General features: G+C 66.5%; 17 protein-coding genes. 9 read left to right on the top strand and 8 right to left on the bottom strand.

Annotation, left to right across the window (positions count from 1 at the left end; translation table 11 throughout):
- Positions 1-36: 36 nt before the first annotated feature.
- On the bottom strand, positions 37-1296 hold the full coding sequence (locus tag Q0982_RS03625) for a sarcosine oxidase subunit beta family protein (protein ID WP_299391796.1): 1260 nt from the start codon (positions 1294-1296) through the stop codon (positions 37-39).
- A 186-nt stretch (positions 1297-1482) separates the two neighbouring features.
- Here Q0982_RS03625 and Q0982_RS03620 point away from each other — a divergent pair, with 186 nt between their 5' ends.
- Positions 1483-1902 carry a hypothetical protein gene (locus Q0982_RS03620; RefSeq protein ID WP_299391793.1) on the top strand — a complete coding sequence of 140 codons (420 nt, stop codon included), beginning with the start codon at positions 1483-1485 and terminating at the stop codon, positions 1900-1902.
- A gap of 12 nt (positions 1903-1914) precedes the next feature.
- Here Q0982_RS03620 and iolB read toward each other — a convergent pair whose 3' ends face one another.
- The 5 genes from iolB to iolC form a co-directional block, all read right to left on the bottom strand.
- Positions 1915-2718, bottom strand: coding sequence for a 5-deoxy-glucuronate isomerase (iolB, locus tag Q0982_RS03615; RefSeq protein ID WP_299391790.1), 804 nt, complete (start codon positions 2716-2718; stop codon positions 1915-1917).
- Positions 2719-2755: 37 nt separating this feature from the next.
- Positions 2756-2953, bottom strand: a complete 198-nt coding sequence (locus tag Q0982_RS03610) for a DUF3329 domain-containing protein (protein ID WP_299391788.1) — start codon at positions 2951-2953, stop codon at positions 2756-2758.
- Positions 2953-3855 carry a myo-inosose-2 dehydratase gene (iolE, locus tag Q0982_RS03605; protein ID WP_299391786.1) on the bottom strand — a complete coding sequence of 301 codons (903 nt, stop codon included), beginning with the start codon at positions 3853-3855 and terminating at the stop codon, positions 2953-2955. Before iolE ends, Q0982_RS03610 begins: the two co-directional genes overlap by 1 nt.
- Positions 3856-3871: 16 nt before the next feature.
- On the bottom strand, positions 3872-5728 hold the full coding sequence (gene iolD, locus Q0982_RS03600; RefSeq protein WP_299391784.1) for a 3D-(3,5/4)-trihydroxycyclohexane-1,2-dione acylhydrolase (decyclizing): 1857 nt from the start codon (positions 5726-5728) through the stop codon (positions 3872-3874).
- Between the two features lie 82 nt (positions 5729-5810).
- Positions 5811-7757, bottom strand: a complete 1947-nt coding sequence (iolC, locus tag Q0982_RS03595) for a 5-dehydro-2-deoxygluconokinase (RefSeq protein WP_299391781.1) — start codon at positions 7755-7757, stop codon at positions 5811-5813.
- A gap of 149 nt (positions 7758-7906) precedes the next feature.
- Between iolC and iolG the strand changes: the two genes are divergently transcribed.
- Positions 7907-8902, top strand: coding sequence for an inositol 2-dehydrogenase (gene iolG / locus Q0982_RS03590; protein WP_299391778.1), 996 nt, complete (start codon positions 7907-7909; stop codon positions 8900-8902).
- Positions 8903-8933: 31 nt separating this feature from the next.
- Here the strand turns inward: iolG and Q0982_RS03585 are convergent, their stop codons facing one another.
- On the bottom strand, positions 8934-9821 hold the full coding sequence (locus tag Q0982_RS03585; protein ID WP_322096941.1) for a MurR/RpiR family transcriptional regulator: 888 nt from the start codon (positions 9819-9821) through the stop codon (positions 8934-8936).
- Between the two features lie 463 nt (positions 9822-10284).
- Here Q0982_RS03585 and Q0982_RS03580 point away from each other — a divergent pair, with 463 nt between their 5' ends.
- The 7 genes from Q0982_RS03580 (at position 10285) to tdh (ending at position 17595) form a co-directional block, all read left to right on the top strand.
- A complete protein-coding gene (locus tag Q0982_RS03580) occupies positions 10285-11217 on the top strand; it encodes a sugar ABC transporter substrate-binding protein (RefSeq protein ID WP_299391776.1) in 933 nt (310 codons plus the stop codon).
- A 164-nt stretch (positions 11218-11381) separates the two neighbouring features.
- Complete coding sequence (locus tag Q0982_RS03575; RefSeq protein WP_299391774.1) at positions 11382-12533, top strand: ABC transporter permease; 1152 nt, start codon at positions 11382-11384, stop codon at positions 12531-12533.
- Between the two features lies 1 nt (position 12534).
- Positions 12535-13368, top strand: coding sequence for an ATP-binding cassette domain-containing protein (locus Q0982_RS03570; protein ID WP_299391771.1), 834 nt, complete (start codon positions 12535-12537; stop codon positions 13366-13368).
- An 85-nt stretch (positions 13369-13453) separates the two neighbouring features.
- Positions 13454-14578, top strand: a complete 1125-nt coding sequence (locus tag Q0982_RS03565; protein ID WP_299391769.1) for a Gfo/Idh/MocA family protein — start codon at positions 13454-13456, stop codon at positions 14576-14578.
- 27 nt (positions 14579-14605) lie between these two features.
- On the top strand, positions 14606-15229 hold the full coding sequence (locus Q0982_RS03560; protein WP_299391766.1) for a helix-turn-helix domain-containing protein: 624 nt from the start codon (positions 14606-14608) through the stop codon (positions 15227-15229).
- A gap of 110 nt (positions 15230-15339) precedes the next feature.
- Positions 15340-16527 carry a glycine C-acetyltransferase gene (locus tag Q0982_RS03555; RefSeq protein ID WP_299391764.1) on the top strand — a complete coding sequence of 396 codons (1188 nt, stop codon included), beginning with the start codon at positions 15340-15342 and terminating at the stop codon, positions 16525-16527.
- 39 nt (positions 16528-16566) lie between these two features.
- Complete coding sequence (gene tdh, locus Q0982_RS03550) at positions 16567-17595, top strand: L-threonine 3-dehydrogenase (protein ID WP_299391761.1); 1029 nt, start codon at positions 16567-16569, stop codon at positions 17593-17595.
- 15 nt (positions 17596-17610) lie between these two features.
- Here the strand turns inward: tdh and Q0982_RS03545 are convergent, their stop codons facing one another.
- On the bottom strand, positions 17611-18342 hold the full coding sequence (locus Q0982_RS03545; protein WP_299391758.1) for a GntR family transcriptional regulator: 732 nt from the start codon (positions 18340-18342) through the stop codon (positions 17611-17613).
- Positions 18343-18419 lie beyond the last annotated feature (77 nt).

The following is an 18419-nucleotide window of genomic DNA, read 5'->3' as shown; positions in this document are numbered from 1 at the left end:
AGGGTGGATGACGTAATGACTTTCGCCAATTGTCCCTCAGTGCAGCCGCGGCTGTGGGCCGGCGCCGCGCTCGTCGATCACGCGGCCCTGGCAGAAGCGCTCCAGGGTGAAGGCCGCGTTCAGGGCGTGGGCCTGGCCGTTGGCGATGGTCGAGGCGAAGCACCAGCCCGAGGCCGGGGTCGCCTTGAAGCCGCCGTAGCACCAGCCGGCGTTGATATAGAGCCCCTCGATGGGCCCCTTGCAGATGATCGGGCTGCCGTCCATGGACATGTCCATGATGCCGCCCCAGTGGCGCACGAGGCGCAGGCGCGCCAGGTTGGGGAACATGGTGACTGCGGCGGCGGCCACGTGCTTGATGATCGGCAGGTTGCCGCGCTGGGCGTAGGAGTTGTAGCCGTCGATGTCGCCGCCGAAGACCAGCCCGCCCTTGTCGGACTGGGAGATGTAGAGGTGCCCGGCGCCGTAGGTGACGACGCTGTCGATGAGGGGCTTCAGCGGCTCCGAGACGAAAGCCTGCAGCACATGGCTCTCGATGGGTAGGCCGTTGAGCCCCGCCTTTTCCAGCACCACCGAGGAGTTGCCGGCGACGGCCACCCCCACCTTGCCGGCGCGGATGATGCCGCGGCTGGTCTCGACCCCGACGATGGCGCCGCCTTCGCGCAGGAAGCCGGTGACCTCGCAGTTCTCGATGATGTCGACGCCGCGGCTGTCGGCGCCGTAAGCGTAGCCCCAGGCGACCGCGTCGTGGCGCGCGGTGCCGCCGCGCGGCTGCAGCAGACCGCCCTCGATGGGAAAGCGTGCGCTGCGGGACATGTCCAGTCCGGGGACGAACTTTGCGACCTCTTCACGGCCCAGCAATTCAGCGTCGATGCCGTGCAGGCGCATGGCGTTACCGCGCTGGGCGTAGCTGTCCATCTGGCCCGGCGTATGGGCGAGGTTCAGCACCCCGCGCTGGGAGAACATGACGTTGTAGTTCAGATCCTGGGAGAGACCCTCCCAGAGCCTCATGGAGTGTTCGTAGAAGCGGGCGTTGGGCTCCAGCAGATAGTTGGAGCGCACGATGGTGGTGTTGCGGCCGATGTTGCCGCTGCCGAGCCAGCCCTTTTCCAGCACCGCCACGTTGGTGATGCCGTGCTCCTTGGCCAGGTAGTAGGCCGTTGCCAGCCCGTGGCCGCCGCCGCCGACGATGACCACGTCGTAGGCCGGCTTCGGCTCCGGCGAACGCCAGACCCGCTGCCATTTGCGGTTGCCCGTCAAGGCGTTGCCGAGCAGGGAAAAGATCGAATAGCGCACCATGGCTCCAGACTAGGGCTGTTCTCCCGGACCCATTTGCACCGGCGCGACCGCCGCCGTCCAGAAAGCGCCCGCCCCATCGCGATTTCCGATGGGCCGGATCGGCTGGGGTGATGGGGACAGTGCTCCCGCGATCCTGTGGGCAGCATCCTGTACACCGGACCGACTGCGGTCTAGCCTCCCAATGCTATGAAGTTCGACATCAATCCCAGAATCGGGGCCGGGGATTTGCGTCTTGGGATGACGCGCGGGGAGGCCCGGACGTGCTTCCATGAGAAGCCGGAGACGTTCCACCGCGGGCAGGACCCCAAGGAAACAGATTTCTTCGTTGGTGTGGGGGCCTTTGCCTACTATGACGATGCGGAAGTCGTCGAAGCGATAGAGCTAGCGGCGCCGGCACAGGCAGTTCTGCAAGGCCGGGACCTGCTCAAGATGACCTTTGCGGAAGCCAAGGCATTCCTGACCGGTTTGGATGCCGGCTTGGCTGTTGAGGTCGATGCCCTGACGGCCTGTCGGCTGGGCGTTGCTGTCTGGGCGTCGCTCGCCAAGGACGACCCGGACGCGCCGATCGAGACGGCAATCGTCTTTCGCGACGGATACTACGATTGAGCCGGTCCAGCCCTACTTCTTCATGATCCAGTCGTGGGCCGGGTCGTTCTTGAAGTGCCATTGCCTGACCGGGCCGGCCATAACGTTCAGATAGTAAAGATCGTAGCCGTGGGGAGCGCCGACGGGGTGGTAGCCGCGCGGCACCATCACGCAATTGCCGTCTTCCACGGCCATGGTCTCGTCGATGGAGCGGTCGTCGGTGTAGACCCGCTGGAAGGCGAAGCCCTGGGGCGGGTTCAGGTGGTGGTAATAGGTTTCCTCCAGGCTCGACTCCGTCGGGATGTCGTCGGTGTCGTGCTTGTGCGGGGGATAGCTCGACCAGTTGCCGTTGGGGGTGATGACCTCCACGACCAGCAGGCTGTCGGCGGGCTCGGTCTCCGGCAGGATGTTGTAGATCAGGCGCCGGTTGGTGCCGCTGCCGCGTTCCTCGAAGCCCACGTCCTCCGGCGCGATGAGGCGCACCGGGTGGTTGCCGGCGCCGGGGGCCGAGCAGACGGCAAGCTCGACTTCGGTCCTGGCGGTGACGCTGTAGGTCTCGCCGTTCGGCACATAGACGGAGGAAGGGGCCTTGCCCTCGAAAACCGACATACGCTCGCCGAGGTCGGCAAAGCTCTGGCCGCCGGCCTCGATGTCCGCTTTGCCGGTCACCAGCACCAGGCAGACCTCCTGATCGCCGGTCTCGCGGGTGAGGCTCTGGCCGGGCGTCAGCTTGAACACCTTGAAGCCGACATGACGCCAGCCGGCAGATTCCGGCGAGACGGAGAGCACCTCGCCGTCGGCATCGGGGGTTCGCGGTTTCACCAGAAGATTGGGCATAACAGGTCTCTCGTGCTCAAGGGGGTTAGCGATTGCCTTAACCGGAGGAACTGTCTTTCGGCGGCTCGTACTTCCACAGCAGCGCCCAGATGGCATAGGCCAGCACGGCGAAGGAGATGATCTGCCAGAGCGGTTGTTCGCCGATGGTCTCCAGCACCAGCCAGAGGAAACAGAGCGCGACGATCAGCACGCGCCGATAGAGCGGCCTGAACCAGGGATGCGTGTTGTCGAGCATCAGGCTGGGCTCTGGGCAAGGCCCGCCTCCGCCGCGAAGCGGGCGAGGTTCTTGTGGCCGAGGGCGGCGTAGACGGCGGGGTTGGCCTTGGCCGGGTCCTGCTCGGCTTCGACCACCAGCCAGCCCTGGTAGCGCGGTGCGCGCAGGGCGCCGAGCACGCCGGCGAAGTCGACGCAGCCGTCGCCCGGCACGGTGAAGATCCCTGCGATCACGGCGTTCAGGAAGCTCAGATCCTGGGCGTGCACCTCGGCCAGCACCTCAGGGCGCAGGTCCTTGCAGTGCACATGGGTGATGCGCGGCGCATAGCGGCGGGCGAGGGCCACCGGGTCGGCGCCCGCCAGGGTGGCGTGCCCGGTATCGAGCAGCAGACCGACCGCATCGCCGGCGGCCTCCATGAAGGCATCGGTTTCCGCTTCGGTCTCGACCACCGTCCCAGCATGGTGGTGATAGGCGAGCTGCAGACCAGCATCGCGCACGCGCTCCGCCACCGCGCTGACCCGGCCGGCGAAGGCCGTCATCTCAGCCGGGGTGAGGCTCGGGCTCCGGGACAGCGGGATGTCCTGGCGGCCATGGATGGCGTTGCTGGTTTCGGCGAAAATGACTTGCTCGCAGCCCATCGCTTTCAGCAGGGCGAGGTGCGGGCCCATGGCATCGAACTCCGCCGCCGCGTCCCGCTCCAGCAGGTGGCCGGAATACCAGCCGGAGACCAGGGAGAGCTCGTGGCTTTCCAGCAAGGGCGCCAGCGTGGCGGCGTCGCGCGGAAACTTGTTGCCCATCTCGATGCCCTCGAAGCCGGCGGCGCGGGCCTCGCGCAGGCAGGTCTCCAGCGGCGTTTCGCCGCCCAGGCTCTCCAGGTCGTCGTTCGACCAGGCGATGGGATTGGTGCCGAGTCTGATCGTCATGGCCTCACGCTCCGTCTCAATCCGCCAGGCGCTGCCGGGCTCTGGCCGCGGTGTAGGCTGCATGGGCCTCGCGCACCGGGCCGCGCTCGGAAACCTCCGGCACCGCCACGTCCCACCAGGCGCCGCCGGCCTCGGTTGTGATCATGGGGTCGGTGTCGATGACGATGGCCCGCGGGCCCTCGATGTCCTGATGCATCTGCAGGGCCGCTTCCAGGGCGTCGATCGAGTCGACCTTCACCGCCTGGGCGCCGAGACTCGCGGCATGGGCGCGGAAGTCGATCTCCGGCAGCTTCTCGTGGCGGGCATGCTGTAGCAGGTTGTTGAAGGACTCGCCGCCGGTGCCGCGCTGCAGCCGGTTGATGCAGCCGAAGCCGCGGTTGTCCAGCACCACGATGGTGAGGCGCAGGCCCAGCATGGCGGCCGTGGCGATCTCCGAATTCATCATCAGATAGCTGCCGTCGCCGACCATGACGATGACCTCGCGGTCCGGCTGAGCCAGTTTGACGCCGATCCCGCCGGCGATCTCGTAACCCATGCAGGAATAGCCGTACTCCAGGTGATAGCCGCCGGGCGCGCTGCTGCGCCACAGCTTGTGCAGTTCGCCCGGCAGGCCGCCGGCGGCGCAGACAACGATGGCGTCCGTATCGGTGTTTCGATTCACAGCGCCGATCACCTGCGCGTCGCTGGGGAGGCGCCCGTTGCCGACACCCTCGTTGGCGCGGGCCGCATCGGCGGCCTGGTTCCAGGCGCCGATGCGTGCGCTGACGGCGTCCAGCCAGTCGGACGGGCTGCGGTACTGGGAGAGCTGGGCGCTCAGGGTCTCCAGCCCTTCGCGGGCGTCGGCGACCAGCGGCTCAGCCTGGTGCTTGGCGGCATCGAAGGTTGCAGTGTTGAGCTGGATGAGCCGGCGCGCCGGGTTCCTGAAGAGTGCGCGGGAGCCCGTCGTGAAGTCCTGCAGGCGGGTGCCGACGGCCAGGATGACGTCGGCTTCCTCGGCGCTCTCGTTGGCCGCCGAGGTGCCGGTGACGCCGAGAGAGCCGAGGTTCAGCGGATGGTCCCAGGCAAGGGCGCTCTTGCCCGCCTGGGTCTCGGCGACCGGGATGCCGTGGCGCTCGGCGAAGCCACGCAGGCTGTCGCCGGCGAGGCTGTAGTGCACGCCGCCGCCGGCGACGATCATCGGCTTTTCGGCTTCGGCGAGAAGGGCGGCAGCGCGCGCCAGTTCCTGCTGGTCCGGCCGCGGCCGGCGGAAGTGCCAGAGTGTCTCGGCGAAGAAGTGTTCTGGATAGTCGTAGGCCTCCGCCTGCACGTCCTGGCAGAGCGCCAGGGTGACGGGGCCGCAGTCGGCCGGGTCGGTCAACACCGCCATGGCGCGGGGCAGGGCGGTCAAGATCTGTTCCGGCCGGGTGATGCGATCCCAGAAGCGCGAGACCGGGCGGAAGCAGTCGTTGGCGCTGATGGTTGCGTCCTGGAAGCTCTCGATCTGCTGCAGCACCGGGTCGGGGCGCCGGTTGGCGAAGACATCGCCCGGCAGCAGCAGCAGGGGCAGGCGGTTGACATGGGCCAACGCGGCGGCGGTCACCATGTTGGTGGCGCCAGGGCCGATGGAAGTGGTGCAGACCATCGCCCGCCGGCGGTTACTGGCCTTCGCATAGGCGATGGCGCTATGGGCCATGGCCTGCTCGTTGTGGGCGCGGTAGGTGGGCAGATGGTCTTGGACGCCGTAGAGCGCTTCGCCCAGGCCGGCGACGTTGCCGTGGCCGAAGATGGCCCAGACCCCGCCGAAGAACGGCACCGCTTCGCCGTTCGTCTCGATCTTCTGGGCCGCCAGATAGCGGACCAGCGCCTGGGCCATGGTCAAGCGAAGGGTGGACATGGGGCTTGCTCTCGCTCGCTAAGGTAACTCGGTCGAAGATCGTTCTTTATGTAGTAATCCCTGCGCTGCAGCGCCGCTTTTCTCAGGCGGCCTGCTCCTCCGCGGCCTGCTGCCAGCCGGCAACCAGGGTGGCGAAGCGCTGTGCCATGGCATCAACCGCTGCCGCGTCGTCAATTGCGCCGTTCAGCCAGGCCTTTGCCGGCTCCGCAAAGATGCTGCGGCCCACGGCAAAGCCTTTCACCAGCCGGTGGCGTGCGGCAAGCAGGAAAGAGCTGGTCAGCTCATCCAGCGGTCGCTCGAGCCCCAGCAGAAGAATGCCGCGGCAATAGGGATCGTGCCTTTCGATGGTCTCGCAGACCGCGCGCCAGGCCGCGTCGTCGGCCAGTGGCTCCAGCTTCCACCAGTCCGGCGCCACGCCCAGGTCATAAAACCGCGCGATAGCCCGCGCCAGGGTGGTCTCGTCCACCGCGCCGTGGCGGCTGGCGATCACTTCCAGCAGCAGCTCGTGGCCGCTGCGCCGGCAGGCATCGAACAGCCGCACCACCTGCTGCTCCTGGGCGAGACGCAGGTCTTCGGGATCGTCGGGATGATAGAAGACCAGGCATTTCACGCAGTTGGTCAGAGGCCACTCGGTGAGCGCGCCGCCCAGGTCCGGCCCTTCCTCGAAGGCCAGCGGGCGGGAGCTGGGCAGTTCGATGGGCCGGCCGACCCAGAGGTCGCCCTCCGCCGCTGCGTGCAGCGCCTCGCGCCCCAGGCGGTCGTCAATGAGAAAGCCGAACCCTCCGCGCCCGCCGGCGACCTGCCGGGCGGCGCGGAGAGCGAGGGTCTTGAACTGCCCGATGGCCGCGTGGTCCCGGCCGCAGTCCCGCGCCATGTCTTCGAGCTGACTGCGGTGATCGACCGCGAGGATGCAGAGACTGTCGTAGCGCTGCGGACGGGTGGTCGCCCAGTGGACCCGGTTCAGATCCGGATCCAGCCGTAGGGCGTGGTGGTCGCTGCCGTGTTCGAAGTAGTAGCTGAGCTCGGTCCAGGAGGGGACTGCCGGCGCGCAGCCGTGACGGGAGACGGCGAAGGCGCCGCAGGCGTTGGCGAACTTGCAGCAGGTCTCCAGCGGCTCGTCGCGCAGCCAGCCGCGCAGGAAGCCACTCATGAAGGCATCGCCCGCGCCCAGCACGTTGTAGACCTCCACCGGGAAGCCCGGGCCGGAGACGCCGTCTTCGAGAGAGTCGGGAATGGCGCTGGGAAAGACCACGCAGCCCATGGGCCCGCGTTTGCAGACGATGGTGGCGTCGCTCAGGCGGCGCACAGCGCGGATGGCCTCCAGCGTGTCTGTGGTGCCGCCGGCGATGTGCAGTTCTTCTTCGGTGCCTACGATCAGATCGCAGAGCGGCAGAATGGTCTGCAGGTGCTTGGAGACGGCGGCGTTCTCGACAAAGCGCTCTTCGCCCAGGCCGTGGCCGGTGAGGCCCCAGAGCACCGGGCGGTAGTCGATGTCGAGCACCACCTTGCGCCCGGCCTCCCGCGCCAGCCGTGCGGCCTTGCGTGACGCCGCTTCCACGCCGGGTGCGGAGAAATGAGTGCCGGTCACGACGACGGCCTTGGCCGAAGCAATGTACTCGGCATCGATGTCGTCTTCGCTGATCGCCATGTCGGCGCAGTTTTCGCGGTAGAAGATCAGCGGAAAGCTGTCCTCGTTGCGAATACCGAGAATGACCAGGGCCGTCAGCCGCTCCGGATCCGTCATCAGGCGGCTGGTGTCCACCCCCTCGGCGATGAGGGTTTCGCGGATGAAGCGCCCCATGTGCTCGTCGCCCACGCGGCTGAGGAAACCTGCCTTCAGGCCCAGTCGCGCAGAGCCGACGGCAATGTTGGCGGGACAGCCGCCGATGTACTTGGCGAAGCTGCCCATGTCTTCCAGCCGTCCACCGACCTGCTGCCCGTAAAGGTCCACCGAGCACCGGCCGATGGTGATGAGATCGAGCGCAGCGCCGCTATCCAGAGCGTCCCTGCCCAAAGAGTCCTCGCCCATGATGCGGCCGTCTCCCCTGGTGCTGACCCGAGGTCAGATTTTATTGAGAGCCGCGCTTTGTTCCGCGCTTGGAAGAATGAAACATAACATCTATTAATGGGTCAATATGGAATTCCAGTTCTATTTTGGTCCTGGAGAAGGGGGAGGCAATGCTTCGCATCGGACTGCTCGGCGCGGGCCGCATCGGCCAGATTCACGGCCGCAACGTCGCCGCGCACCCGGGCGCCGAACTGGCGGGCATCGCCGATGCCCTGCCGGCGGCGGCCGAGGCTCTGGCGGCCGAAACCGGCGCGCCGGTGCAGGCGATGGACGCCTTGCTCGAAGACCGCGGGATCGATGCCGTGGTGATCGCGGCGCCGACTGATCTGCACGCCGATCTGATCGAAGCGGCGGTCCGCGCGGGAAAAGCGGTGTTCTGCGAGAAGCCTGTGGATCTGGACGCCGGGCGTATTCGCGGCTGCCTCGACGTGGTCGCGGCGGCCGGCCGGCCGTTGATGGTAGGCTTCAACCGACGCTTCGATCCCAGCTTCGCCGCCTTGAAAGCGCGCCTGGGGGCGGGGGAGATCGGCCCGGTTGAGATGATCACCATCCTCTCCCGCGATCCCGCACCGCCGCCGGTTTCCTACATCGAGCGCTCCGGCGGTCTGTTCCGCGACATGATGATCCATGACTTCGACATGGCGCGTTTTCTCTTGGATGAGGAACCGGTGGAGGTCTTTGCCGCGGCGTCCTGCCTTGTCGATCCGGCGATCGGCGCGGCCGGCGATGTTGATACGGCGGCGGTCACTTTGAAAACGGCGGGCGGGCGGATCGTCCAGATCTCGAACTCGCGCCGGGCCACCTACGGCTACGACCAGCGGATCGAAGTGCACGGCGAGAAGGGTCTGCTGCGCGCGGGGAACCGGCGCGCCACCACCGTCGAGGCGGCAACCGCGGAGGGCTACCGCTGCGACCCCGCCCTGGACTTCTTTCTCGAACGATACCGGGAAGCCTACCAGGCCGAACTCGACGCCTTCGTGGACGGGGTCACGAACGGGCGGCCGTTGACGCCGTCTGGCGAGGACGGCTTCCGTGCGCAGGTGCTCGCCGATGCCGCCAGCGAGTCCTGGAGGGCGGGCAGTCCTGTCCGGCTTCAGGCCGGATAGTGTTCATAAAGGAAGAGACCGCCGGTCCGCTCTACCGACCGCGGCGCTGCTCGGCGATGGAGACGCAGAGGGCCATTGCCAGACAGAAAGAGGCGGAGAGGGAGCGAAAGGCGGCGAAGTCGGCTTCGACGACTTCGAACCACACCTCCGCCTGCTCGGTCAGAGGGCTGAAGGGGCTGTCTGTGATCGCGATCAGGGGGACGCCCCGCGCGGCTGTGGACCCGGTCAGCTCGATGGTTGCGGGTGCGTAGGGAGTGAAAGAGATGGATATAAGCGCGTCCCCCGTCCCGGCGAAGGCCACCTGCTCTTGGCCCAGCGTTCCGACGTTGTCGATCAGCAGGCTTTTCACCCCGAGCTTGCCCAGCGCATAGGCCATGTAGGCGGCAATGGGAAAAGCCCGGCGCTGACCGAGCAGATAGATCGTATCGGCGGCAGCCAGAAGCTTGGAAGCCTTGTTCAGGTGATCCGCATCGATGCTGTCGCGCAGGCGCATCAGGGATGTCATGCCGGCCTGGGCAAAACCGTCGAGCAGATCCGGCACGCCGCCCCGCCCACGTTCCTGGTGGCTGAGGCTCTCGAGGCGCTCCTCATAGTCCGGCCAGCGCTCGCGCAGGCGCGCCCGAAAGATCTCCTGCAGGTCCGAGAAACCCTGATAGCCGATGGTCTGAGCGAAGCGCACCAGGGTCGACGGCTGCACGGCTGCCTGCTCGGCTATGCTCGCCGCAGTGCCAAAGGCCATTTCGTCCGGATGCGCAACCGCAAAGCGGGCCACCTGGGCGAGACGCTTGGGCAGGTTCGCGTGGCGCTCCATCAGCAGACCGCGCAAGCCGGCGAAGTCGCGTGGCGGTGCAGGGAGGTCGCTTTCCGGCTCCGCCCCCACGCCTGACTCCCCCTTCGTCATGCTGTCGACCTTGACCATGTCCCCGCCTTGTTCCGCAACGCCAGCACTGCCCGGGCACCGAAAAGCCCGGCGCTTCTTGCTGCACGGAACTCCATCCAATTCTCACAGTGAAGCAAAAGGGGAATAAAAATTCTAGAAAAATCGGATCGGTCGGTTTATTCTGCGCGCAGCGACAATCTGAGCCAATCAGAGTGAACCCGGGTCCAAAGCCCGGATTCTTGCCTAGGGAAGGCGATATGCCCCGATGGACGAAGGCCGGCGGATTTCCGTTTCGGACCGTGGGCCCAAGACATCACAGCAGCCATAGCCGCAGCCGGGTCAGGAAGGCCTCGGCCCCGGATGCCCTTTCCCTTTTGCTGTGGTCCGCCCGGCGGACGCGCGGTTCTGCCGGCCGAAGTCTGCCGCGTGGTGACCGCTTTCGACAGCTGATTGCCAAGGGTCGCTGGATCAAAGCGCAGAACCTTTGCAAGGGGAGGATTGAATGAAAGCTTTGCATCGTCTTGCGGCAGCCGCCGCGTTCCTCGGCGCGGCCGGCGCCGCCCAGGCACAGGACGTCAACATCATCGTCGTCAGTCACGGTCAGGCCAACGATCCCTTCTGGTCGGTGGTAAAGAACGGCGTCGACGCAGCAGCACAGGATATGGGTGTCAGTGTCGATTACCGCGCGCCGGAGACCTTCGACATGGTTGTCATGTCCCAGCTCATCGATGCGGCGGTGAACCAGGAGCCGGACGGCCTCGTCGTCTCCATTCCCGATGCGGACGCCCTTGGGCCTTCCATCGAGAAGGCTGTTGCGGCCGGAATTCCGGTGGTCTCCATGAACTCCGGCTCCGACGTGTCCAAGAAGCTCGGCGCCCTGCTGCACGTCGGCCAGGAGGAATATGATGCCGGCAAGGCGGCCGGAGAGAAGATGGCCGCCCTTGGCGGCAGCAGTGCCATCTGCATCAATCAGGAAGTCGGCAACGTGGCGCTGGATCTGCGGTGCCAGGGCTTTGCCGACGGCTTCGGTGGCGCTTCCAAGGTGCTGCCGGTCTCGCAGGACCCGTCCGAAGTGAAGGCGAAGGTCAAGGCCGCCCTGGAATCCGACGATTCTGTCGATACGGTCATGGCGCTGGGTGCCAGCACGGCGGGTGAGCCGGCTCTGGCCGCCGCCGATGAGGCCGGCAAGGGCGAGTCGGTCATGATCGGCACCTTCGATCTTTCCTCCGATTTCCTGAAGGCGATTGCCGACGGAAAAGCGGCCTTCGCCATCGACCAGCAGCAGTATCTGCAGGGCTATCTGCCGGTCGTATTCCTGGCGAACCATGCCAAGTTCGGGCTGATTCCCGGCGGCAACGTGCCGTCCGGACCCAACCTGATCACCCAGGACAAGGCATCCCAGGTGGTGGAGCTTTCGGCTCAGGGCATTCGTTGATCTCAGGCGGGTCCGGGCGTCTTCGGGCGCCCGGATCAGCCGTTCCAATCGCTCGTCAGGTAGGGAACGATTTGACCTAGCACTCGGCGGACTGTGCGAGCGGCAAGCGCGAACCGGCGCAAGACCGGTCAAGCCCGAAAGTGGTTCCGCGAGGGAGGACGAAGATGGTTGAAAAGACGCTAGACGGTGGCAGCGAGGCTGCGGCCGAACCTCCAGAGACGGCAGCGGCAAAGGGCGACGAGCGCCTGCGCGAAGTGTCGGCCATGACCAAGCTGATGCGGCGGCCCGAGCTGGGCGCCGTCGCCGGCCTGATCCTGGTCACCGTCTTCTTCCTCTTCACGGCCAATGCCAACATGTTCACCCTTGCGGGGATCATGAATTTCATGGCGCCCGCCGCGCAGCTGGGCATCCTGGCGATCGGCGCCGCGCTGCTGATGGTCGGCGGTGAGTTCGACCTCTCGGTCGGCTCCATGGTCGCTTTCGCAGGCCTGATTTTCGGGGCCTGTCTCGTGGTCCTGGGCCTGCCGCTGCCGCTCGCCATTCTGGTGACTTTTGTTCTGGCGGCTGCCATGGGGGCGTTGAACGGCCAGATCGTTCTGCGCACCGGCTTGCCGTCCTTCATTGTCACTCTCGCCTTCCTGTTCATTCTGCGCGGCATGACGCTGGTGGGACTGAAGCTCGCCACCGGCGGATCGACACAATTGCGTGGCGTCAAGGACGCAGTGGAGGGATCCTGGGTTGCCGGGCTGTTTTCAGGCGACGCCTTTGAGGGGCTCTTCGCCTGGTTCGCCTCGATGGGCTGGATCGATACCTTCAAGAACGGCCTGCCCAAGGTTCAGGGCGTTCCGGTGGAGGTCATCTGGTTCGTCCTCTTCGCTGCGATCGCCACCTGGGTGCTGGTGCGCACCCGCTTCGGCAACTGGATCTTCGCCTCCGGCGGCGATGCGAACGCGGCCCGCAACTCCGGCGTCGCGGTCAACCGGGTCAAGACGATCCTCTTCATGCTGACCGCCTGCTGCGCCGCGCTTGTCGCCATTCTCACCGTGCTCGACGCCGGCTCCACCGATGCGCGCCGCGGCTTCCAGAAAGAGTTCGAGGCGATCATCGCAGCGGTCATCGGCGGCTGCCTGCTGACCGGCGGCTACGGCTCGGCCATCGGCGCAGCGATCGGTGCCGTCATCTTTGGCATGGTGCTGATCGGCCTGACCTACACCACCATCGACCAGGACTGGTACCTCGTCTTCCTGGGCGGCATGCTGCTGACCGCGGTGCTGTTCAACAATTACATCCGCAAGCGCGCGACGGGGGAGCGGTAAGATGACAGACGTAAGTACCAACGGCGCAAGCTCTGGCTCCAACGGCGCGGGCAATGGCACTGACGTTCTCATCGATGTCCGCAACGTGGTGAAGCATTTCGGATCGGTGATCGCCCTTGCCGGCGTTTCTATGACGGTCAAACGGGGGCAGGTGCTCTGCCTGCTGGGCGATAACGGGGCCGGCAAGTCGACCCTGATCAAGACCCTGGCCGGCGTGCACAAGCCCACCAACGGCGAGTTTCTGGTGGAGGGTGAGCACGTCGACTTCGATTCGCCGCGCGACGCCCTGGATGCCGGTATCGCCACGGTCTATCAGGACCTGGCGATGATCCCGCTGATGTCGGTGACCCGCAACTTCTTCATGGGCCGCGAGCCGGTGAGGAAGCTCGGGCCCATCCGCTTCATCAACTTCGACGAAGCCGACCGGGTGACCCGGGAAGAGATGCACCGCATCGGCATCGACGTGCGCGATCCGCAGCAGGCGGTGGGGACGCTTTCCGGCGGCGAACGGCAGTGCGTCGCCATCGCCCGGGCGGTCTACTTCGGCGCCAAGGTGCTGATCCTGGACGAGCCGACTTCGGCGCTCGGCGTGGCGCAGACCTCCATGGTGCTGAAGTACGTGGACCAGGTGCGCTCCAAGGGCCTCGGCGTGATCTTCATCACCCACAATGTGCGCCATGCCATGGCGGTGGGGGACCGCTTCACCGTGCTCAACCGCGGCAAGACCCTGGGCAATTTCGCCAAGGACGAGATCACCATGGACGAGCTGCAGAACCTGATGGCCGGCGGCAAGGAACTGCAGCAGCTTTCCGCTTCCTTGGGCGGCACGGTTTAGGGTAGAAGGCGGCCTCGGGTTTCAGGTCGCCCCCCAGATCCGGTCAGATCCGGGCGGGTCCGGGCGGCAGCAGGGGATTACACGCTTGGAATCAGTCGGGGTCGGCCTCATCGGCACGGGCTACATGGGCAAGTGCCACGCCATTGCCTATACCGCCGTCGCGACGGTTTTCGGCTTGCCGCGACCGCGCCTGGAACTGCTCTGCGAGGTCGACGAGGCGCTGGCGGCGGAAAAGGCCGCAGCCTTCGGTTTCGCCCGTTCAACCGCCGACTGGCGCGCCCTGGTCAGCGACCCCGCGGTTGACGTGGTCTCCATCACCACGCCGAACGCCCTGCATCCCGCCATGGCCATCGAGGCGGCGCGCAACGGCAAACACGTCTACTGCGAGAAGCCTCTGGCGCTGACCCTGGAGGAAGCCGAGGCCATGGCCGCGGCGGTGCGCGATGCCGGGGTCCGGTCGCTGGTCGGCTACAATTACACAAAGAACCCCGCCGTCGCCCATGCCCGGCGCCTGGTGGAGGCGGGCGCCATCGGCCGCCTCGTCGATTTCCGCGGCGTTTTCGACGAGGATTACCTGGCCGATCCGGAGCTGCCGCATAGCTGGCGCATGGAAAAGGCCAAGGCCGGATCGGGCACTCTGGGGGACCTGGCCAGCCACCTCATCAACATGGCGCAGTTTCTCTGCGGCCCAATCGAGGCTGTCATGGCGGAGCTCACCACCATGCATGCCGAGCGGCCGCTGCTGGACGGCGCGGCGGGGGCCTCCGGGCGGGTGGAGAACGACGATACCGTGTCGGCGCTGCTGCGCTTTCGCGCCGGATTCTCCGGCAGCCTGGCCTCCAGCCGCATTGCCTGGGGCCGCAAGTCGCGCTTCGCCTGGGAGCTGCACGGCAGCGCCGGCATGATTGCCTTCGACCAGGAGCGCATGAATGAACTTCAGCTCTATCAGGCCCAGGACCCGAAAGCCGAGCAGGGGTTCAAGACCATTCTCAGCGGCCCGGCCCATCCGCCCTTCGGCCTCTTCGTTCCGGCGCCGGGCCACAGCCTCGGATTTAACGACATGAAGACCGTCGAGGTGGCGCACCTGTTGCACGGGCTTGCGGGCGAGGAGACGCTCTATCCGAGCTTCGAGGACGCGCTGGCCACCGAGCGGGTCATGCACGCCGTGCTGCGCTCTGCCGAGGAGGCCCGCTGGGTCGCTCTGGATTAGAGGAAATCTCTCCGTTATAGTGGAGCGATGACGGATCAGGTTCCCCTGGATGCAGGCCCTTTGGACGCGGCCCCCCTGGATGCGGAAAGCATCGTCTCGCGCGTCGCCGAGACGTTGCGCGCGGTGCGCAAGGAACAGCAGCTTACCCTGGACGACCTGGCCCAGCGCTCGGGCGTGTCCCGCTCCATGCTGTCCCAGATCGAACGTGGCGAGAGCAATCCGACCTTGGCAACCCTGTGGAACCTGACCCAGGCCTTGGGGGTCGATTTCGCAGGCCTGTTGGGAAAGCAGCCGGCGGCGGCGCCGGCCAGCGGCCAGGTGGAGCGTCTGCCGGCGGAGCGTACTCCCACCATCGACAGCCGCGGGGAGCGCTGCCGTCTGAAGATTCTGAGCCCGCCGAACCTGGCCGGCAGCGTTGAATGGTACGAACTGCGCCTGGACGCCGGCGGCGCCCTGATCAGCGATGCCCATGCGCCCGGCTGCCGCGAGCATCTGACCATTCTGGACGGGCGCATCGCCGTGCAGTCCGGCCTGCGCGAGGAGGAGGGAGCAGCCGGCGATACGCTGCGCTATCGCGCCGACGTGGCGCACCGGATCGCCGCCCTGGACGGCAAGCCCGCCAGCGCGCTTCTGGTGGTGTTGAGCGGCTAGGGCTGTTCACCATCAGGATCGGGTTGATAATTCCGTCATAGCGGAATAATGTCCATTATCACGTAGCCGCCCCGGATGCCAGAAACCGAGGCGAGATAGGGACCAGAGCCATGATCCTCGACGATATCCGTGCCGAACTCGACGCCATTCGGGCCGACAACCTCTACAAGGTGGAGCGGCCGATTGCTTCGCCGCAGGGCGCGGAAATCGCGGTTGCGGAAAACGGCGCGGCGCGCAGCGAAATCAACCTCTGTGCCAACAATTATCTGGGGTTGGCCAATCACCCGGCGCTGATCGCCGCGGCGAAGGAGGCGCTTGACCACTACGGCCTCGGCATGGCCTCGGTCCGCTTCATCTGCGGTACCCAGGACCAGCACCGGTTGCTGGAACAGGAGATCGCCACCTTCCTCGGCCATGACGATGCGATCCTCTATGCCGCCTGTTTCGATGCCAACGGCGGTGTGTTCGAGCCGCTGCTGGGGCCGGAGGACGCGGTGGTTTCCGATGCACTCAACCATGCCTCCATCATCGATGGTATCCGCCTCTGCAAGGCCAAGCGTTACCGCTACGCCAACGGCGACATGACCGAACTGGAAAGCCGCCTGCGCGAGGCGCGGGAAGCCGGGGCGCGGCGCATCCTGATCGCCACCGACGGCGTCTTCTCCATGGACGGCTACCTGGCCGACCTGCCCTCCATCCGCCGCCTGGCCGACCAGTTCGAGGCCCTGGTCCTGGTGGACGACTGCCATTCGACCGGCGTGCTGGGTCCGGGGGGCCGGGGCACCGGCGCCCACTACGGGGTTGAGGTGGACATTCTGACCGGCACGCTCGGCAAAGCCCTCGGCGGTTCGGCGGGCGGTTACATCGCTGCCGCGCAGCCGATTGTCGATCTGCTGCGCCAACGTTCGCGACCATACCTCTTCTCCAACTCGCTGCCGCCGCCCATCGTGGGGGCGGCGCGCAAGGCGATCGAACTGGTGCGCCAGGGCGACGACCTACGGGCGCGGCTGACCGCCAACGCCGGGCGTTTCCGCGCCGGGTTGACCGCCGCCGGCTTCCGCCTGTTGAAGGGGGAGCATCCGATCATCCCGGTGATGCTGGGGGAGGCCGGCCTCGCCCAGGACATGGCGGCGAAGCTCTATGAGCGTGGGATCTACGTCACCGGGTTTTTCTATCCGGTGGTGCCCAAGGGCCAGGCCCGCATCCGCACCCAGATGTCTGCGGGCCTGACGGACGACCAGCTCGACCGGGCAATCGATGCCTTTACCCAGACCGGCCGCGAGCTGGGCGTGATCTAGACGCCGCACCATTCAAGCAGACGGCCCAAGGAGGCGTCCATGAAAGCCCTGATCAAGGAAAGGCCTGAGCCGGGCATCTGGCTGGGCGAGCAGCCTCAGCCCAAGGTCGGCTCCGACGAGGTGCTGATCAAGATCCGCAAGACCGCAATCTGCGGCACCGACGTCCATATCTACAACTGGGATGCCTGGGCGGCGAAGACGGTACCGGTGCCGCTGACCATCGGCCACGAATACTGCGGCGAGATCGCCGAACTCGGCGCCAATGTGCGCGACCTCAAGATCGGTCAGCGGGTTTCCGGCGAAGGCCACATCATCGGCGGGCGCAGCCGCAATGCCCGGGCCGGGCGTTTTCACCTCGACCCCGACACCCGCGGCGTCGGGGTGAACCTGCCGGGCGCCTTTGCCGAGTATCTTGTGTTGCCCGCGTTCAACGTGGTGCCGCTGCCCGATCACCTCTCGGACGACATCGGCGCCGTCCTCGACCCGCTCGGCAATGCCGTACACACGGCTTTGACCTTCGACCTGGTGGGGGAGGACGTCCTGATCACCGGCGCCGGGCCCATCGGCATCATGGCCGCTGCCATCGCGCGGCATGTCGGCGCTCGCAACGTCGTCCTGACCGATGTCAACGAGTACCGGCTCTCCCTGGCGCAGCAGATCACCGACCTGCGGCCCGTCAACGTCGCCAAGGAGGACCTGCGCGACGTCATGGCGGAGCTGAAGATGAAGGAAGGATTCGACGTCGGGTTCGAGATGTCGGGCGTTCCCACTGCCTTCGACCAGATGATCGACCTGATGATGATGGGTGGGCGGATCGCGTTGCTGGGCATTCCGGCGGAGGCTCGGCCCTTCGACTGGAACCCCGTGATCTTCAAGGCCCTGACCATCAAGGCGATCTACGGCCGGGAGATGTTCGAGACCTGGTACAAGATGATCGCGATGTTGGAATCCGGCCTCGCGGTCGACCGCATCGTCACCCACAGCTTCCCGGTGAGCGATTTCCAGGAGGCCTTTACGGTCATGCGCTCCGGCCAGAGCGGCAAGGTGGTGCTGGACTGGGCCGCCTAAGGCGCGGCCCCGGCGTCAGAGCTGGGTGATGCCGTGCAGTTCCAGCAGTTCGACCAGCATGGCGCCGGCCCGGCGGCGGTGCTGATGATGCAGCCGCCGCGCGGCCTCACCGTCCTGCCGCTCAATGGCATCCACCACGGCAGCGTGATCCTTGTTTGAGTCCACCGGCTTGGGCCGGAGCCGCAGCGTCGCCATGCGGGCGCGATGGGCCTGATCGCGGCAGGTGTTCACCCAGACGCGCAGCCGCTCATTGCCGCTGTATTCCACCAGCAGATTGTGAAAGCGCTCGTCGGCCTCGGCCCAGGCCTTCAGGTCGTCCGTGGCCAGGGCGCTGTCCATGTCGTCCACCGCCTGGCGCAGGACGGCAAGGCGGTCGGGATCAAGCCCACGCTCCGCGACGATCTCCGCCGCGGTCGATTCCAGGCCCGTCAGGATCTCGTAGATCTCCCGCATGTCGGCGACCGAAATCGGCAGGATGCGCATGCCATGGCGGGGGCGAACCTCGACGATCCCTTCCTTGGCCAGGCGGATCAGGGCTTCGCGCACCGGGGTCCGGCTCATGCCGAGCAGCTCGGCCAGTTCCTGCTCCAGCGCCTGGAACCCAGCCGGCATCTCGTTATCGAGAATGCGGCGTTTCAGCTCCTGATAGGCGCGCTCCGACTGGGAGAGGCGCTGGTTGCCGTCGGCTGCAGCGGTCTTGGTGCCCGCCTTGGCGGCGGGCGGGCGGGATTTGTCCAGACTGGTCATCTCTTTCGCGCGCGTTGACCCCTTCAAATTGCTGCGACGCCCGTGAGTCTAGCCCACCGGCCGGGTCGAACGCCACC

The sequence above is a fragment of the Pelagibius sp. genome (genome assembly GCF_028281305.1).
Taxonomy (GTDB): Bacteria; Pseudomonadota; Alphaproteobacteria; order Kiloniellales; family Kiloniellaceae; genus Pelagibius.
The sequence above is the reverse complement of the archived record's forward strand: the minus strand, read 5'-3'. Positions and strand labels throughout refer to the sequence as shown.

Coding starts and splice junctions, on each gene's coding strand:
- iolC (WP_299391781.1), bottom strand. CDS start 7,757: ATGGGCGAGGACTCTTTGGGCAGGGACGCTCTGGATAGCGGCGCTGCG.
- iolE (WP_299391786.1), bottom strand. CDS start 3,855: ATGACGATCAGACTCGGCACCAATCCCATCGCCTGGTCGAACGACGAC.
- tdh (WP_299391761.1), top strand. CDS start 16,567: ATGAAAGCCCTGATCAAGGAAAGGCCTGAGCCGGGCATCTGGCTGGGC.
- Q0982_RS03555 (WP_299391764.1), top strand. CDS start 15,340: ATGATCCTCGACGATATCCGTGCCGAACTCGACGCCATTCGGGCCGAC.
- Q0982_RS03625 (WP_299391796.1), bottom strand. CDS start 1,296: ATGGTGCGCTATTCGATCTTTTCCCTGCTCGGCAACGCCTTGACGGGC.
- Q0982_RS03580 (WP_299391776.1), top strand. CDS start 10,285: ATGAAAGCTTTGCATCGTCTTGCGGCAGCCGCCGCGTTCCTCGGCGCG.
- iolG (WP_299391778.1), top strand. CDS start 7,907: ATGCTTCGCATCGGACTGCTCGGCGCGGGCCGCATCGGCCAGATTCAC.
- Q0982_RS03560 (WP_299391766.1), top strand. CDS start 14,606: ATGACGGATCAGGTTCCCCTGGATGCAGGCCCTTTGGACGCGGCCCCC.
- Q0982_RS03570 (WP_299391771.1), top strand. CDS start 12,535: ATGACAGACGTAAGTACCAACGGCGCAAGCTCTGGCTCCAACGGCGCG.
- iolB (WP_299391790.1), bottom strand. CDS start 2,718: ATGCCCAATCTTCTGGTGAAACCGCGAACCCCCGATGCCGACGGCGAG.
- Q0982_RS03575 (WP_299391774.1), top strand. CDS start 11,382: ATGGTTGAAAAGACGCTAGACGGTGGCAGCGAGGCTGCGGCCGAACCT.
- iolD (WP_299391784.1), bottom strand. CDS start 5,728: ATGTCCACCCTTCGCTTGACCATGGCCCAGGCGCTGGTCCGCTATCTG.
- Q0982_RS03585 (WP_322096941.1), bottom strand. CDS start 9,821: ATGGTCAAGGTCGACAGCATGACGAAGGGGGAGTCAGGCGTGGGGGCG.
- Q0982_RS03610 (WP_299391788.1), bottom strand. CDS start 2,953: ATGCTCGACAACACGCATCCCTGGTTCAGGCCGCTCTATCGGCGCGTG.
- Q0982_RS03620 (WP_299391793.1), top strand. CDS start 1,483: ATGAAGTTCGACATCAATCCCAGAATCGGGGCCGGGGATTTGCGTCTT.
- Q0982_RS03545 (WP_299391758.1), bottom strand. CDS start 18,342: ATGACCAGTCTGGACAAATCCCGCCCGCCCGCCGCCAAGGCGGGCACC.